Origin of the sequence: Natronococcus roseus (assembly GCF_043677095.1) — an archaeon.
Classification (GTDB): Archaea; Halobacteriota; Halobacteria; order Halobacteriales; family Natrialbaceae; genus Natronococcus; species Natronococcus roseus.
In genome coordinates this window covers 14121-30743 of sequence record NZ_JBHLJR010000001.1, presented here as the reverse complement: position 1 = coordinate 30743, position 16623 = coordinate 14121, and the positions used below count along the sequence as shown (strand labels likewise).

Genomic DNA, 16623 nt, shown 5'->3' with positions numbered 1-16623 from the left:
CCAGCTCTTCATACGGGATCATACTCGATCATACGATGGACTGCTCGAGCGGTCACGTCGGCGGAGCCGTATGAGCTTCGCTCAACAACCCTTATGCTGCTCTCGGAGAGCGGATACTGTGTACACTCACCATGGGTATAGTAGACAGGCTGAAAGCGATCGGACCGGGCGCGCTCGTCGCGGCGGCGTTCGTCGGTCCGGGAACCGTCACGACCGCGAGCGTCATCGGCGCGGAGTACGCCTACGTGCTCGTCTGGACGATCGCCTTCTCGATTCTGGCGACGATGGTCCTCCAGGAGATGAGCGCGCGCCTCGGACTGATCTCGCGCGAGGGACTCGGCGAGGCGCTCAGGGACGAGTTCTCGAACCCACTGGCGAAGTGGGCGTCGGTCCTGCTCGTCGTCAGCGCGATCGGGATCGGCACGGCGGCGTTCCAGACCGGCAACATCGTCGGCGGCGCGGCCGGCCTCGCGACGATCACCGGCGTCAGCGAGAACGTCTGGGGACCGCTGATCGGGATCGTCGCGGGCGCCCTGCTCTGGTCGGGCAACTACAAGCTGATCGAGCGCGTGTTTATCGGCCTCGTCGCCGTCATGGGCGGGGCGTTCCTGCTCAACGCGATCATGGTCCGGCCGGACCTCGGGGCGCTCGCCGGCGGCCTCGTGCCGACGGTACCGGAGGGGTCGGCGTACCTGATCGCCGGCCTCGTCGGCACCACCGTCGTCGGCTACAACCTCTTCTTGCACGCCAGCACCGTCCAGGAACGCTGGGACGGTCCCGACGACCTCGCGGAGTGTCGCACCGACACGATCGGGATGGTCGTCGTCGGCGGGCTCATCACGACGGCGATCGTCGTGACCGCGGCCGCGGTGTTCCCCGAGGGAACCTCAATCGCCGACGTCGGCGAGATGGCCGACCAGCTCGAGCCCGTCTTCGGCGGCTACGCGCTGACCTTCTTCGCGATCGGCCTCTTCGCGGCCGGCTTCACGAGCGCGATGAGCGCGCCGCTCGCGGGGGCCTACGCGACCGCCGGCGCGCTCGGCTGGGAGCGCGATCTGAAATCGACCCGGTTCCGGGCGATCTGGGTGACGATCCTCTCGGTCGGAGTCCTCTTCTCGGCGGTCGGCTTCGATCCGGTACAGGTGATCGTCTTCGCGCAGGTCGCCAACGGCCTGCTGTTACCGGTCATCGCCCTGTTCCTCATCTACGCGATGAACAACACCGAACTGCTCGGCGAGTACACGAACAGCACGCTCCAGAACGTCCTCGGCGGGCTCGTCACCCTCGTCGTCGTCGGTATCGGCGTCCAGACGCTCTACGACGTCCTGATCGTCGAGGGCTGGCTCGAGGTGTTGCTCGGCTTCGCCGTCTTCTGAAGAACCTCTCACTTTCAGACATGTACGACACAACCGCATCCGACGGACGCACGGACACGCAACCAGCATGCGACGACGCCACCCGAATCGGCGTCGACGTTGGCGGCACCTTCACCGACGTCGCCCTCTCCGCCGACGACCGCCTCGTCACGGCCAAGGTGCCGACGACGACGGACAGACAGCACGTCGGCGTCCTCGAGGGGATCGCGAAGGCCTGCGACGACGCCGGCATCGATCCCGGCGAGATCGACGCCTTCGCCCACGCGATGACCGTCTCGGTCAACGCCTTGCTCGAGCGCGGCGGCGCGAAGACGGCGCTCGTGACGACCGAGGGGTTCCGGGACGTCCTCGAGATCGGTCGACAGGATCGGCCCGATCTGTACGATCTCGAGGCCGAGAAGCCGGAGCCGCTCGTCCCCCGACGGCGGCGGTTCGAGGTCGACGAGCGGACCACCGCCGAGGGCGTCGAGCGCTCGGTCGACCCCGATGAGGTCCGCGACCTCGCGGCGACCCTGCGAGAGCAGGACGTCGAGAGCGTCGCGATCTGTCTGCTCCACGCCTACGCCGATGCCGACAACGAGCGACGAGTCGCGGAGGTCCTGCGCGAGGAGCTCGAGGTGCCGGTCTCGGCCTCCTACGAGGTGCTCGCGGAGTTCCGCGAGTTCGAGCGCACCTCGACCACCGCGGTCGACGCCTACGTCCGGCCCGCGATCGACCGCTACGTCGGCCGACTGGTCGACGAGTCCGAGGAGCTCGGACTGCCGGCCCCGCAGATCATGCAGGCCAACGGCGGGATCGCCGACCCCGAGACCGTTCGGGAACACGCCGTGACGACGACGCTGTCGGGGCCAGCAGCGGGCGTCGTCGGCGCCGCGGCGACCGTCGACGACGCCGACGTCGAGGGGCTCGTCACGTTCGACATGGGCGGCACCTCGAGCGACGTGAGCCTCGTCCGTGACGGCGAGGCCGAGCGGACGACCGACGCCGAGATCGACGGCCTCCCGATCCGCACGCCGATGGTCGACGTCAACACCGTCGGCGCGGGCGGCGGCTCGGTCGCCTGGGTCGACGACGGCGGCGCCCTCCGCGTCGGCCCTCGATCCGCGGGCGCCGAGCCCGGCCCGGTCTGCTACGGCAAGGGCGGCACCGAGCCGACCGTCACCGACGCCAACGTGGTGCTTGGCTACATCGGCCCCGACACCGCGCTCGGCGGCGAAATGACCTTAGACGTCGATGCGGCCCGCGACGCGCTCGCCGACCTGGCCGAGGAGACCGGCCTCGAGGGTGCGCTGGAGGCCGCACAGGGGGTCTACCGGGTCGCGAACGCGACGATGACCCGAACCATTCGGTCGGTAACCGTCGAACAGGGCCACGACCCCCGCGAGTTCGCGCTGGTCGCCTTCGGGGGCGCGGGACCGATGCACGCCGCGGCGCTGGCCGACTCGCTGGGCGTCGACCGCGTCGTCGTCCCCCGGCCCGGCGGGGTGCTCTCGGCGTTCGGGCTGCTCGCGGCCGACGAGAGCTACGACGCCGCCCGGACCGTCCAGCTCGCCCGCGCGGACGCGGAGCCGGACCGCGTCGACGCGGTCTACGACGAGCTCGTCGAGCGCGTGCTCGCCGACGCCTCCGACCCCGGCGCCGCGCGGATCGAACGCGCCGCCGACTGCCGGTACGCCGGACAGAGCTTCGAGCTGACCGTTCGGGTCGACGACGCCGTCGACCTCGAGGCCGTCGCCGAGCGGTTCCACGCCGCTCACGAGCGCGCCTACGGCTACCGGATGGACGAGGCGGTCGAGATCGTCACGCTCAGAGCGTCGGCCACCGTCGAGGGCGCCTCGCCGACCGTCCGTCACGAGGGAGGGGGCGACGCCCGTCTCGGTACGCGCGAGGCGTACTTCCCCGACGTCGACGGCGCACGAACCGCGACCGTCTACGAGCGCGATCGCCTCCAGTCTCAGAGGGTCGTCGACGGCCCTGCGGTGCTCGAACAGGCCGAGAGCACGACCGTCGTCCCGCCCGGCTGGGCAGGCGACGTGCTCGAGGACGGAACCGTCGTCATGACGGAGGATGATTCCCGATGAGCGACGCACAGATCGACCCGATCACTCTGGAGGTACTGCGCAACCAGCTCGAGGGCGTCGCCGAGGAGATGGGCCAGACGCTCATTCGAGGTGCTTACTCGCCGAATATCAAGGAACGTCGTGACTGCTCGACGGCGTTGTTCGACGCGGAGGGGCGGATGGTCGCCCAGGCCGAACACATCCCCGTCCACCTTGGCGCGATGCCCGAAGCCGTCGACGCCGTCCGCGAGTACGATCCCGAACCCGGCGACGTGTTCGTCCTCAACGACCCCTTCGCCGGCGGCACCCACCTGCCCGACGTGACGATGGTGTCGCCGATCACGGTCGCCGAAGAGATCGTCGGCTACGCCGTCTCGCGGGCCCACCACGCTGACGTCGGCGGGATGACTCCCGGCAGCATGCCAGCGGGCGCCCGCGAGATCTACCAGGAGGGACTCAGGCTCCCGCCGACGAAGCTCGTCGAGGGTGGCGAGGTTCGCGAGGACGTCCGCGCGCTCGTACTCGCGAACGTCCGTAACCCCAGAGAGCGGCGGGCCGACCTCCGGGCGCAGCTGGCGGCGAACGAGCGGGCCGCCGAGCGCCTCGAGGCGCTGTTCGACGAACACGGTCGCGAAACCGTCCTCGCGGGCTTTGACGCCGTGATCGACTACTCCGGCGACCGGATGCGCGCCAAGCTTCGCGACCTTCCGGACGGCACCTACGAGGCGACTGACGTCCTCGAGGGCGACGGTATCACCGACGAGGATATCGAACTCCGGGCGTCGGTGACGATCGACGGCGCGTCGGTCGAGGTCGACTTCGCGGGGACGGCAAGTCAGGTAACGGGGAACCTCAACGCGCCGCTGGCCGTGGCGAAGAGCGCGGTCTACTTCGTCGTCCGCTGTGTGACCGACCCCGAGATCCCGCCGAACGACGGCTGCTACGAGCCCGTCACCGTCGACGCGCCGGAGGGGTCGCTGTTGAATCCGACCCCGCCCGCCGCGGTCGTCGGCGGCAACGTCGAGACCAGCCAGCGGGCGACGGACGTCGTCTTTACGGCGCTCGCGAAGGCCGCGCCCGAGCGCGTCCCCGCCCAGAGCCAGGGGACGATGAACAACCTGACCGTCGGCGCCCGCGACGGCTCCTTTACCTACTACGAGACGATCGGCGGCGGGTTCGGCGCTCGAGCCGACAGCGACGGCATGGACGGCGTCCAGGTCGGGATGACGAACACGCTCAACACGCCCGTCGAATCGATCGAGACGGAGTACCCGTTCCGGGTCGACCGCTACGCCCTGCGTCCCGACAGTGGCGGTCGCGGCCGATTCCGGGGCGGACTCGGCCTCGAGCGCAGCCTCACCGTCGAGACCGACGCGACGGTGTCGCTGCTGACCGAACGCAGACGGCACGCGCCGAGCGGCGTCGCGGGCGGCGAGGACGGCACCGTCGGCGAGAATCTGATCGACGGCGAACCCGTCGCCGCGAAGACGACCGTCGACGTCGAGGCCGGAACGACGATCACCGTCCGGACGCCCGGCGGCGGCGGCCACGGCGACCCCGACGAACGCGACCCGGAGGCGCTCGAGGAGGATCGAGCCGACGGCACGGTCACGGACGGTGAGAAGCCGTGAGCGACGACGACTCCGACCGACCCCTCCGACTCGGGCTAATCGTTCCTTCCTCGAACACGACGGCCGAACCGGAGTTCCGCGAGTTCGCCCCCGAGGGGACGACTGTCCACGCGGCGCGGATGGCCCTCGAGTCGGTCACCGTCGAGGCGCTCGACGCGATGAGTCACAACGCGGTTCGAGGGGGCGAGCTGCTCGGCCACGCCGACGTCGACGCCGTCGCCTACGCTTGCACGACCGGCAGCCTGCTTCACGGTCCCGGCTTCGACGCCGAGCTCGAGGCCGAGATCGGCGAGGCGGCGGGCGTTCCGGCCGTCGCGACGGCTCGATCGGTGTGTCGGGCCCTCGAGGCCCTCGGCGCCGAGCGAATCGCCGTCGTCACGCCTTACACCGCCGACCTCGACGCAAAGGAACGCGAGTTCCTCGAGGCGGCGGGGTTCGAGGTCGTCGCGATCGAGGGCCGGAGGATCGAAGCGAATACAGAAATCGGCATGCTCGAGCCGGAAGATGCGCACGAACAGGTGCTGGAGGTGGTCGACGCCGACCTCGCCGCGTCGATCGACGCCGTGTTTCTCTCGTGTACGAACTACCGCTCGCTCGAGGCGGTCGGCGATCTCGAGGCCGAACTCGGCGTCCCGGTGGTCACGAGCAACGGCGCGACGCTGTGGGATCTCTGTCGCCGCCTCGATATCGCGGTGGAGGCGCCGGGAGCGCTGTTCCCGGAGCCGTCGCGCCACGTATAAACCGCGGCGAGACGACGATCGAGTATGTTCGACACCCGTCCCGACCGCGAGGCCGAGGTGGCCCTTGTCGGCCGCTCGAACGTGGGCAAGTCGACGCTCATGCGCGAGATCACCGGTCACACGTTCGACACCGGCGGTAAACCCGGCGTCACCCGCGAGCCTAACCACTTCGACTGGACCGCCGAGGACTTCGTCGTCACCGACCTCCCCGGCTTCGGCTTCATGAGCGGCGTCGACGAGGATCGCCGCGAGCAGATCAAGACCGATATCGTCCGCTACCTCGAGGAGTACGCCGACAACGTTCTCGTGGCCGTCCTCGTCGTCGACGGCAAGAGCGTCATCGACATCATCGACCGTCACTCCGGCCCGGACGAGATCCCCTACGACGTCGAGATGTACCACTTCCTGCGCGAACTCGATATTCCGACGGTGGTCGCGGTCAACAAGATGGACAAGGTCGACGACCGCGACGAGCGCCTGAACGAACTCTGTGATCGGCTGGGGCTGCTCCCGCCCTGGAAACAGTGGCAGGAGACGATCGCGCCGATCACCGCCAAGAAGGGGCGGATCGACCCCCTGAATGAGGCCGTTCGCGACCACCTCCACGAGCAGGGCCGGGACGACCTGTTCAAGTTCTTTTGATCGGGTCCCCGTTTCGTTCGCTCTCCCGGGTTCGGGTGGCGTCTCCACTTCGACCCCCGGAGCAGACGAGCTATGTTGGTCTCCGACACGGTTCGGGACGGTGCTCGAGTACTCTCGGCGCTTAATCGAACGATAATAATAGCCCGGACGGGACGTCCTCGAGTATGGACGACGATCGAGGGGCCGGTGTCTCGGCCCTCGAGGTGCGGACCACCCGACGCGGACTCTTCGGACTCGGTGCGGCGAGCCTGCTCGCGCTGGTCGGCGCCGGAACAACCGCGGCCAGCGACGGCAACGACGGAGAGACGAACGGACGGCTCGTGTTCATCTACGACGATAGCTGGCGCGAGGACTGGGACCAGACGTTCCCGGTTCACCAGGAGGAGGGCGTACCGGCCTGCTGTGCGGCCGTCACGGAGTACGTCGACACCGGGTGGGGGCTGCTTCCGGAACATCTCCGCGAGATGGAGTCGGCGGGGTGGGAGATCATGTCCCATACGGCGAGTCACGATGTCGTCGGCAACCTCTATCTGACCGCACCGGCCGAGCCGGACGACGAGCGGCTCTCGGTCGACGGTAGCTTCCTCGGCGATCACGAGGACGAACCGATCGTCGTCGGAAACGAGGACGGAACGGTCGAGAACGCCATCGCCGGCGGCGGCGAGGACGACGACGACGGGTTCTACCTCGAGCTCGAGGATCCCGTCGGCGAGTCGTTCACAGCGGGGGAGACGTTCGTCCGCTTTACCGACGAGCGAATCCGCGAGGAGGTCGTCGGCTCGAAGGCGGAGCTCGAGGAGATGGGCGTCGACGTCGACTACTTCGTCTCCCCCTTCGGCCGCAGCGAGGGACTGGTCGAGGAGCTGGTCGAAGAGCACTACGCGGGCTTTGCGAACCGCGAAGGGGACGGGCTGAACGGGATCGCCGACATCGACCCGTACGATCTCGGACGGACGAGCATCGACGGCCAGTCCTCGACCGAGTCCGAGATCGAGGCGTTCTACGACCAGGTCGCCGCTGGCGAGTACCTCGGGATCGTCGTCGGCCACAGCCAGTTCGACGAGACGACCGAAGAGCGCGTCCGCTTTGCCATTCAAGAGGCGAAAGCGCGGGACCTCGAGATCGTCACGCTCCGCGAGGCGCTCTCGGACCTCGACGTCGGTCCCGACGAGATGCTGGGGACCGAGGAAGACGGCGAGGAAGACGACGGTCAGGAAATCGAGAGCGATGACGACGGCGAGGCGGCGACGAACGAGAGCGCGAGCGACTCGAGCGGGGACGGAGCCGGCTCGACCGTTCGGGAGAACGGTCCCGCGATCGCCGCCGGGACGGGGCTGCTCGCGACCGTCGCGGTCGCCGGGCGAGCTGCTCTTCAGCGTCTCAGGGAGTGAACGCGGTCAGGACACATCCTCGAGGCTACCCATACAGACCCTCGGCAGACGACGGCCGGCGACGGCTTCTTGGACGTGACCGTGGTCGGTACAGACGATGGTCGAACTCGGGCAGGTCGCGATCTGTCACTACACGGGACGTATCGTCGACGACGGAGAGGCGGGAGAGCCGTTCGACACCACCGACCCGGAACTCGCGAGGGAGACGGGGATCTACCACGACGAGCGCGATTACGAGCCACTCGAGATCCGCGTCGGCGAGGGGGCGGTCGTACCGGGCGTCGAGCGGGCGCTGCGGGAACTCGAGGCCGAACCCGAGGAGCTGCCCGTCGAGACGACGTTTCGCCTCGAGCCCGAGGGGGCGTTCGGCGAGCACGAGGAGGAGTGGGTCGTCGAGTTCCCGCTCGAGGAGATCGACGACTCGCCGGCCGAGGGCTCGCTCGAGACCGAGACGCAGGTCCACACCGACGATGGGAAGACCGGCTGGATCACGGCTGTCGACGACGACACCGCCACCGTCGACTTCAACCACGAGCTCGCGGGCGTTCCGGTAGAGATCGAACTCGAGGTGCTCGAGGTGCGCGAGGACCCGTCGTCGGGGGAGTGACGATCGAACGAACTCCGCGTTGTATCCCGTCGAACGCCCGCGATCCGCGCTACGAGAGGTGCTTTCGCATCCGGAGGCCCGCAAGCGAGACGTCCGCGGTCATCTCGAGTGCGACGGTCTCGTCGGGGTCGTACCCCCGGCCGCGGTAGAAGTCGATCGCGTTCTTCGAGGGGACGAGGACGAGTTCCGCGAGTCCCGCCTCCCGGGCGATTCCCTCGAGTCGCTCGAGGATCGCCGTGCCGATCCCCTCGCGGACGGCGTCCGGACGAACGTAGACGGCTACGACCTCGCCGATCGACCCGTCCCGCTCGGCGGGATCGCGATCGAGCCAGCCGAACCCGACGATCCGATCGTCGCGCTCGGCGACGAGCACGTCGATCCCCGCCTCGCGCTCGCCGATCGGATACCGCTCGGGATGGACGTTCGCGAGCCAGGCTCGCAGCTCCCGCTCGTCGTAGCCCGCGCCGCGCTCGCGGATCGCCGCGGAGTGGACCTCCGCGATCGCCTCGGCGTCGTCCGGTTTCGCGCGTCGGACCCCGACGGTCGACACGGTCAGACGACCCGGTTGTGGAACGATTTGCCGCGCTCCGCCCGGTCGACGTTCTCCCGGACGAGGTCGCCGACGGCCCGATAGTAGTCCTCGGAGAAGGCCGCACAGTGAGGTGAGACGATCACCTCCTCCATCTCCCACAGCGGTGACTCCTCGGGCAACGGTTCGGTCTCGAAGACGTCTAGCGCCGCGCCCGCGATCGACTCGGTCTCGAGGGCGTCGATCAACGCCGGCTCGTCGACGACCGGGCCGCGGCCGACGTTGACGAGGTAGGCGTCGTCGGCCATCGACTCGAAGACGTCGGCGTCGAACATGTGGCGGGTCTCCTCGGTTAACGGGAGCGTCACGATCACGAAGTCAGCGTCGGAAACGGCCTCGAGCAGGTTCTCACTCGCGTAGACTTCCTCGAACCCCTCGACGGGGTCACCCGAGCGGCGAACGCCCGTGATCCGAACGCCCAGCGAGCCCAATACCTCGGCGACGCCGCTGCCGAGGGTACCCGTACCGATGACGCAGGCAGTCGTCCCCGGCAGCGTGAAGCCATCGTCCCAGTCGGGTTGTTCCCAGCGTCGCTCCTGCTGGTTCGCGACGTGTCGGTGGAGACGTCGGGCGAAGGCAAGCAGGTAGCTCGCAACCGTCTCGCCGACCCAGCGGTCGTGGATCCCCGTACTGTTGGTCAGCAGGACGCCGCGCTCCTCGAACTCCTCGAACGGGAAGCGATCGACGCCGGCCTGAATGGAGTGGACCCACTCCAGTTCGAGAAAGGCGTCGCGGTGCTCGAGGGTGACGACGGCGTCACAGGAGTCGATCTCGTCGTCGCCGATGACGGCGACGTCGACGGGAAGCTCCGAAAGGGAGTCGGCGAGCTCCGACGGCGGAAACACCAGTTCGACCGATTCGTGGACGCCGATCCGTGCGGGTACGGAAGTCATACGGCCGCCGATAGGCGCGACCGACTGTTGAAGCTTTACCTCGTTGAGACGGCGCTACCGCACCGTTCCCCACGTCCCGATCAGGTCGCCGTCGTAGTACCGGCGCTGCTCGAACCCGAGCGCGTTACACAGCAGCGTGTGCCCCATGAACGACAGCGCGTAGTTCGCCATCCCGAACGGGTGGAGTTCGGTCTGCTGGGCGGGCGGCAGCAGCGATCCGAGGACGGTTATCTCGCCGTCTCCGGCCTCGATCGAGCCGGCAGCGATACCTTCGTCGACGAGTTCTTCTTCATCCCACGGGCCCTCCCACTGCTCAATTCGGCCGGCGACCGAACCGCCAGCGGCTTCGAACGCCGCTTCGTCGACGACCGTCGCGGGCGAGTCGTTGTCTTCAGTGTAGCCGATCTGGGACGGTTTCCACATCTCCTGTTGCATCTCGCGGATGTCGGTCAGCAGGTGGTGATCGAACTCCCGATCCCGGAGATTCGCGATCTGTACCTCGAGCGACCGCAGATCTTCGTCGCCGATCTCTGCGGCGCCGCCGACCTCGAGTGCGCCGAGCAGGGCGACCCCGGTGTCTGTCAACACGAGGTTCCCCCCCGCCTCCACGAACGCCTCGAGTGCGGCCACGTACTCCCCGTCGGCGAGCCCCTCGGCGTGGGAGACGACCAGATTGTCGTACTGTCGTTCGCCCGACCGACCCCGCAGCAGCCGTCCGACCCGAACGTGGTGGACGCTCAGCTCGTCGATCGACCCGTCCTCGAGGAACGGCTCGAGATCCTCGAAGAACCGCATCGGGTTGACCTCGTACTCCCGCTGGGGATAGCCGAAGACGGCCTCCGGATCCTCGTGTTCCGCGTCGGTTTCGATGGCCACGATATCGACCTCGACGGCTGGTCCCTCACACTCGATAGACCAGTCGCCGGGTTTCGGGTCGGAGACGTAGAAGTGCTCCCGCCCGCTCAGACAGCAGGCGCCCTCGGCGTCCGCAGCCATGTCGATCTCGTAGGCGACCTCGCCCGCCGGGTTCCGCACGCGGATCGTCCCACCCTCGTGGTCGTGGGCGTGAAACCGCACCGCGAGCGTCGACGTCTCCTCGACGGCAGTTGCGGTCGTTCCGCCGTCCAGACCGGATTCGACGAGGTCGTGGAGTTTGTCGACAGTGGTTCCCTCCGCGTGGGCGGGCGGTCCCTGCCCGCGTCCCGTCTCCGAGCCGTCGGTGTGGGAGAGATCGCTCGAGGCGCGGGTGAGGGTGTCGGAGCCGACGTAGGCGGTGTCGGCGTCGCCGGTAGCGATGGTGGCCTCGGTCTCGGCGGCGGCTATCTCGGCGTACTGGCGCATCTCGATGCGGTAAGCCTCGGTTTGATGGCGAACGATGTACGGTTTCCACTCCTTCTCGTCGTGAGTGTCGTTGTTCGCCCAGGCCATCTCCGGGGCGACCGTTCGGGCGCCGAGTCCGCCCCACTCCTCGGGTTGGCCGGCCCAGCCGAGGAACCCGCCGGTGATCTGGTAGCCGATGCAGTCGTAGATCGTCCCGTAGTCGAACAGCCCGTTCGGGTTGTACGGCGCCTCCTCCTCCGGGAGGTCGAAGCGATCGACCGCGACGCGGTCGACGTCCTCCTGGATCCCCTCGATCCCGCCGAGCGACGACTCCATGTCCTCGCTGATCTGGACGTTGACCTGGTCGAGTTCGTGTTGTCCGTCGTGGTCGAACGGCGCGTTGGTCTCCAGGTTCAGCATGAACCAGTCGGAGGCGTGCATCCCGTGGAAGTCGACGAGGAACGTGACGTTCTCGTACCCGCGCAGGTGTTCGACGTTCGCCAGCGCGTCGGGAACCATGTCGTGGTAGCCCCGTCCCTCCTCGTCGTCCGGCCTTACCTCCGGGGTGTTCTCGGGTTCCGCCGGCCAGAACTCGGGGTTGGCCCAGCCGATCGTCGGGTACTGCCGGTTGGTGTCAAGCCCCGTCGCGTTACCCCGCTGGAAGTTGTACACCTGTTCGCCGTCGTCGTCGGTAAACTCGTAGTGAGGTTTGCGGACGACCCAGCCGTCCGGGTTGACGAACATGAAAACGAGGACGACGTCGTCGAGCAGATGCATGAAGTCCTCGGCCTCGCCCTTCGCGACCTCCTCGATGACGCGGATCCCCGCCTCGACGCCCTGGCGCTCGTCGCCGTGAATCCCGACCAGGTTCACCGACTTCTCCTTCTCCTCGAACGCCCGCTCGTCCTGAATATCGTTCGTCACCTCGACGACGAAGACGTCGCGCGGATCCTGTTCGGCTTCGGTGTAGAGGTTCTCGTGCCCGGGACCGTGACCGATCCGCTCGAAGTTGACGCGATCGTCGTACTCCCGCTCGAGGTGGCGCATTGCCGCCTCAGTTTCCTTATGGGAGGCGTAGTTTCGGGCCTCCTCTACCGGCGGGAAGACGCCGTCGTCGTACCCGCCCTCGAGCTTCCAAAACGGGTTCGAGCCCGGCGAAAAGTCGATCGAGTCGACGTCTCCGATATCCTCGAGGACGTCCCCGACCTCGTCGGCAGTGAGGTGGGCGTGGGCAGCGGGCGTCGGCTCCGTTCGCGTGACCGCCTTCGGCGGGCGGTCGAGGTCGTCGGCGATCGGCTCCTCGTAGGTGTCGGCGAACGCCGCCAGCGCGTCGCGGTCCTCGAACTCGAGCACCGTCGGCGCGGCGTAGTCGTCCCGCGAGTAGTTGACGACGAACTCGTAAACGTCCGTCATCGCGTCGTCGGAAACGTCGTCGGCCGTCGCCGTTCCCGGAAGCGTAAACGCCGCGCCCGCTGCCGCGGCTACCTGGAGAAACGTCCGCCGGCCGATCGGTCCGCCCTCGAACGCCGTCTCGTCTAACTCGGCCGCCGCCGCGGCCGTGTAGCGCTCGGAGTCGGCGTCCTCGTCGGCTCGGTCGTCGTGGTTCTGTGTCCTCCGGCCGGGATCGTGTGAGTTTTCCACTCCCATACTGTGTTCCCATAAGCTTCCGTTACTTAAGCACGAACGAACCTAGTACAACGACCGGTTTAACTAGGTTTATTATACTACTCATAGGAATCTAACGGCGAACTTCCACCGACGCTCGCCGTCCGGATCTGCCCGTTCGAAGGGAGGATCAAAACGAGAACGCGGGGACTCGATTGCGACGAGAGCTGTTCGCTTTGAGATCGTTGGGTCCAGTAACTAGCAGTACGGAGAACGGCGTCGTGACTCCAGTAGCCACTGAAAGCCGGTGCACACCGGATCACACGATCGGTGTGTGAACTGATTCAGTCAGCACTACAGGGAGTTCGAAAGCGATGGCGGCTCGGGGAAAATCCCTCGTCACAAGGGGCTCAGAGGGGGTAACTCTTCGTCACGGCCGCCACGACCGACCTACGCCGGTCGCACGCAAAAACCCCACGCAACGGACCGCTCGAGCGGACCGAACACCGACGGCTCGAACGGAGTCCGGCTCTCGAACGTCCACCGACGTCTTCGTCTACGCCCGCCTCTCCTCGAGTTCGCGCAGTTCCTTGACGACGTCCTCGAGTGCCTCCGACTCGAGTAACCCACGCTCGGTGGCGACCTCGCTCACGCAGTCGGCGGGCGTGACGTCGAACGTCGGGTTCGCCACGTCGATACCGGCCTCGCCGTCGTACACCGCCGAGCGGTCGCCGGACTCGAGGTTCAGCTCCTCGCGGGTCGAGAGTTTGTCCGTGGCGGCGACGACGGTCACCGGAACGTCCTCCCGTGCGGCGGCGACCGCCAGCGTCCGAGTTCCGGTCTTGTTGACGACGGCGCCGTCGGCGCGAATCGTGTCCGCGCCGACGAGCACCCGGTCGACGTCCTCGGTCGCGAGCAGGTGCGCTGCGGCCGCGTCGGTGTGCAGCGTAACGGGGACGTCCGCGGCCAGCGCCTCGGCGACGCCGACGCCTTCCCGGGCGGGTCGGGACTCCGCGACGAACACCCGCGAGGGCTCGCCCGCGCGGAGCGCCTCGAGGACGGTGCCGGATCGCGACAGCGTCATGACGCTTCCCTCGAGCATGTCGGCCGCGGTCGCCGCCGCCTCCGCGTCGGCCTCGAGCGCGCGGTCGATGCCCGCGAGGGCAGCCTCGAGGACGGCGGGCGCGCCGGCTCGCGCTCCGTCTGCTGCAGCCTCGGCGTCGGCCATCGTTCGGTTCACTCGGTTTCGCAGGACCGCCATCGAGGGCCGGGCCTCGAGCAGCCGACGGGCGAGTTCGACGAGTTCGTCCCACTCCTCGTCGGGATCGCTCGCGGGCTCGCCGGCGTCGCGCTCGGCGACGAGTAAGCCCGCACGGTCCCGAAGAACCTCGAGCGCGCGGATCGACAGGGAGGCGGCGCCGTGCTCGCCGTCGGCGGCGATCGAGCGAACCGTCGGCGCGACTCGTTCGTAGGCGGTCCACAGCTCCGGCACCGTCTCGCGATCCGAGTCGGGATCGACGAGTTCGGTCGGGGGAACCCACTCGGCGGTGTCGTGCTCCTCGCTCAGTTCGACCTCGCGGTCCTCGCAGTCGAAGAGGTAGGGGTGGACGACCCACTCGCGCCCGAGCTCCGCGTCGGCGAACTCGACGGGCCGGCCCGAGCGGACGAGCGACACCGCGTCGTCCTCGAGGCCGGTCTCCTCGCGGATCTCCGTGCTGACCTGTGCGTCCGGCTCCCCCTCGGCGAACCCCGAAACTGCGCCCCACCAGCCCGCGTAGGTGCCGACGGCGTCGCTGCGGCACAACAGGAGCACGTCGCCGTCGCTGCGGAGGAAGGCGGTGACGACGTGAGAACGGTCACGGTCGTCGTCGGCGTCGGTAGTCGCGGTCATATCCGAATCGAGGTCGGGAACCCAGGAGTCGCTTTCGGACCGGACAAACGCTCCGGTGACGGTGCGCTTTTGACGGCGCTGCCCCACGCTCCGGTATGGAACTGCACGCAGTGGCGGATCTGCCCGAGATCCGGCCCGGCGACGACATCGCCGATCTCGTCGCCGATCGGACCGCCCTCGAGCCCGGCGACGTGCTCACCGTCGCGAGCACGATCGTCTCGAAGGCCGAGGGGCGGACGGCGGATCTCGAGGACTACCCCGTCAGCGGTCGTGCGAAGGAGCTCGCCGAACGAATCGGCGCGGTCGCGGGCGAGGAGAAGGACCCCCGGTTCGCCCAGGCCGTCCTCGAGGAAAGCACGGAGCTGCTGATCGAGCGTCCGTTCATGCTCACCGAGACCCGCTTCGGCCACATCTGCGTCAACGCGGGGATCGACCGCTCGAACGTTCCCGACCACGACCTCCTCTTGCTTCCGCGGAGGCCGACCCGGAGCGCCGAGCGAATCCGCGCGGGGCTCGCGGCCCGCGGCCACGAGGACGTCGCCGTGATCGTCACCGACACCTGCGGGCGGCCGTTCCGTCACGGCCAGCGCGGCGTCGCGCTCGGCTGGGCCGGAATGTCGGCGAGCCGGGACTGGCGCGGCGAACCCGACCGCGACGGCCGCGAACTCGGCGTCACCGTCCAGTCGGTGGTCGACGAACTCGCGAGCGCCGCGAACCTCGTCACCGGGGAAGGCGCCGACGGCACCCCCGCGGTCGTCGTCAGCGACTGGAGCTTCGGCGACCTCGAGGGAAGCGACGAGCTGTTCAGAGACGTCGAGGACGATCTGGTTCGCCAGGCCCTGCGGGAGTGGGAATTCGAACAATGACTGATCACGAGACATCGACGGAGGAGACGACTCGAGGCATCGAACTCACGCCGGAACACGCGCCCGAGCGGATGGGCGAACTCGCCGGCGTCGCGGAACGCGAGGGGTTCGACGTCGCGTTCGCGAGCAGCCACTACTTCAACCGCGACCCGTTCGTCGCGCTCGCGAAGATGGCCGAGGCGACCGATTCCATGCGACTGGGACCGGGAATCGTCAACCCCTACGACACCCACCCCGTCAGGCTCGCGAGCCAGGCCGCGACGATCGACGAGGTCAGCGACGGCCGCGGGGTCTTCGGGATCGGCGCCGGCGATCGCTCCGCGCTCTCGAATCTGGGGTACGACCACGAGCGGCCGCTGCGGCGGGTGCTCGAGTCGTTCGACGTCGCTCGCGACCTCTGGGCCGGCGAGACGATCACCCACGAGGGGACGTTCACCGCCCGCGACGCCTCGCTCAACCTCGAGCCCCGCGAGCTGCCGGTCTACGTCGGCGCGCAGGGGCCCCACATGCTCCGGATGAGCGCGAAACACGCCGACGGGGTGTTGATCAACGCGGCCCACCCGGACGACCTCGAGTGGGCTGCAGGACAGCTCGAGAAGGGCCTCGAGGACCGTCTCGAGGAGTACGGGAGCTTCGAGTCGCTCGCGTTCGCCAGTACCAGCGTCGCGGCTGACGAGGACGCGGCCCGCGAGGCGGCCCGACCGCCCGTCGCCTTCATCGTCGGCGGCGCGGCCGATCCCGTTCTCGACCGCCACGACATCGACCGCGGGGCAGCGAGCGAGATCAGCGACGCGGTCGAGAACGGCGAGCTAGGGGAGGCGTTCGAGCACGTGACGCCGCGGATGATCGACCGCTTCTGTATCGCCGGCACGACCGAAACGGTCGCAGACCGCTTCGCGGCCGCCCTCGAGCACGTCGACGGGATCGTCGTCGGCTCGCCGCTGGGGCCGGAGCTCGAGGACTCGATCGAGCGGGCGAGCGAGGCGCTCGAGCGCGTCGCGTAGTCCGAAAC

The 16623-nt window shown here is 68.4% G+C and carries 13 protein-coding genes; 9 read left to right on the top strand and 4 right to left on the bottom strand.

What is annotated here, in order from left to right:
* Positions 1 to 131: 131 nt before the first annotated feature.
* From ACFEMD_RS00170 to ACFEMD_RS00140, 7 genes are all read left to right on the top strand, one after another.
* A complete protein-coding gene (locus ACFEMD_RS00170; RefSeq protein ID WP_394738869.1) occupies positions 132 to 1376 on the top strand; it encodes an Nramp family divalent metal transporter in 1245 nt (414 codons plus the stop codon).
* Positions 1377 to 1396: 20 nt separating this feature from the next.
* The gene (locus ACFEMD_RS00165) at positions 1397 to 3457 is read left to right on the top strand and encodes a hydantoinase/oxoprolinase family protein (RefSeq protein ID WP_394738868.1); all 2061 of its coding nucleotides are present in this window, start codon (positions 1397 to 1399) and stop codon (positions 3455 to 3457) included.
* Positions 3454 to 5067 (top strand): hydantoinase B/oxoprolinase family protein, encoded by a 1614-nt coding sequence (locus ACFEMD_RS00160; protein ID WP_394738867.1) that lies wholly within the window; start codon positions 3454 to 3456, stop codon positions 5065 to 5067. The genes ACFEMD_RS00165 and ACFEMD_RS00160 overlap by 4 nt, the downstream gene beginning before the upstream one ends.
* Complete coding sequence (locus ACFEMD_RS00155) at positions 5064 to 5807, top strand: maleate cis-trans isomerase family protein (protein ID WP_394738866.1); 744 nt, start codon at positions 5064 to 5066, stop codon at positions 5805 to 5807. Before ACFEMD_RS00160 ends, ACFEMD_RS00155 begins: the two co-directional genes overlap by 4 nt.
* Positions 5808 to 5831: 24 nt before the next feature.
* A complete protein-coding gene (gene engB / locus ACFEMD_RS00150) occupies positions 5832 to 6449 on the top strand; it encodes a GTP-binding protein EngB (RefSeq protein ID WP_394738865.1) in 618 nt (205 codons plus the stop codon).
* 164 nt (positions 6450 to 6613) lie between these two features.
* Positions 6614 to 7840, top strand: a complete 1227-nt coding sequence (locus tag ACFEMD_RS00145) for a polysaccharide deacetylase family protein (RefSeq protein WP_394738864.1) — start codon at positions 6614 to 6616, stop codon at positions 7838 to 7840.
* A gap of 97 nt (positions 7841 to 7937) precedes the next feature.
* Positions 7938 to 8447: an FKBP-type peptidyl-prolyl cis-trans isomerase gene (locus ACFEMD_RS00140; protein ID WP_394738863.1), complete on the top strand. Its 510-nt coding sequence runs from the start codon at positions 7938 to 7940 to the stop codon at positions 8445 to 8447.
* A gap of 49 nt (positions 8448 to 8496) precedes the next feature.
* Here the strand turns inward: ACFEMD_RS00140 and ACFEMD_RS00135 are convergent, their stop codons facing one another.
* The 4 genes from ACFEMD_RS00135 to ACFEMD_RS00120 form a co-directional block, all read right to left on the bottom strand.
* A complete protein-coding gene (locus ACFEMD_RS00135) occupies positions 8497 to 8997 on the bottom strand; it encodes a GNAT family N-acetyltransferase (protein WP_394738862.1) in 501 nt (166 codons plus the stop codon).
* A gap of 2 nt (positions 8998 to 8999) precedes the next feature.
* Entirely contained in the window at positions 9000 to 9929 is a 930-nt protein-coding gene (ddh, locus tag ACFEMD_RS00130; RefSeq protein WP_394738861.1) for a D-2-hydroxyacid dehydrogenase, read from the bottom strand.
* 54 nt (positions 9930 to 9983) lie between these two features.
* Positions 9984 to 12896: a M14 family metallopeptidase gene (locus ACFEMD_RS00125; protein WP_394738860.1), complete on the bottom strand. Its 2913-nt coding sequence runs from the start codon at positions 12894 to 12896 to the stop codon at positions 9984 to 9986.
* A 514-nt stretch (positions 12897 to 13410) separates the two neighbouring features.
* Positions 13411 to 14745 (bottom strand): NUDIX domain-containing protein, encoded by a 1335-nt coding sequence (locus ACFEMD_RS00120; protein ID WP_394738859.1) that lies wholly within the window; start codon positions 14743 to 14745, stop codon positions 13411 to 13413.
* A gap of 95 nt (positions 14746 to 14840) precedes the next feature.
* On the opposite strand from ACFEMD_RS00120, the gene ACFEMD_RS00115 reads away from it, so the two are divergent.
* Together ACFEMD_RS00115 and ACFEMD_RS00110 are read left to right on the top strand one after the other, a co-directional pair.
* On the top strand, positions 14841 to 15611 hold the full coding sequence (locus tag ACFEMD_RS00115) for a coenzyme F420-0:L-glutamate ligase (RefSeq protein ID WP_394738858.1): 771 nt from the start codon (positions 14841 to 14843) through the stop codon (positions 15609 to 15611).
* A complete protein-coding gene (locus ACFEMD_RS00110; protein ID WP_394738857.1) occupies positions 15608 to 16615 on the top strand; it encodes a 5,10-methylenetetrahydromethanopterin reductase in 1008 nt (335 codons plus the stop codon). The genes ACFEMD_RS00115 and ACFEMD_RS00110 overlap by 4 nt, the downstream gene beginning before the upstream one ends.
* Positions 16616 to 16623: the final 8 nt, after the last annotated feature.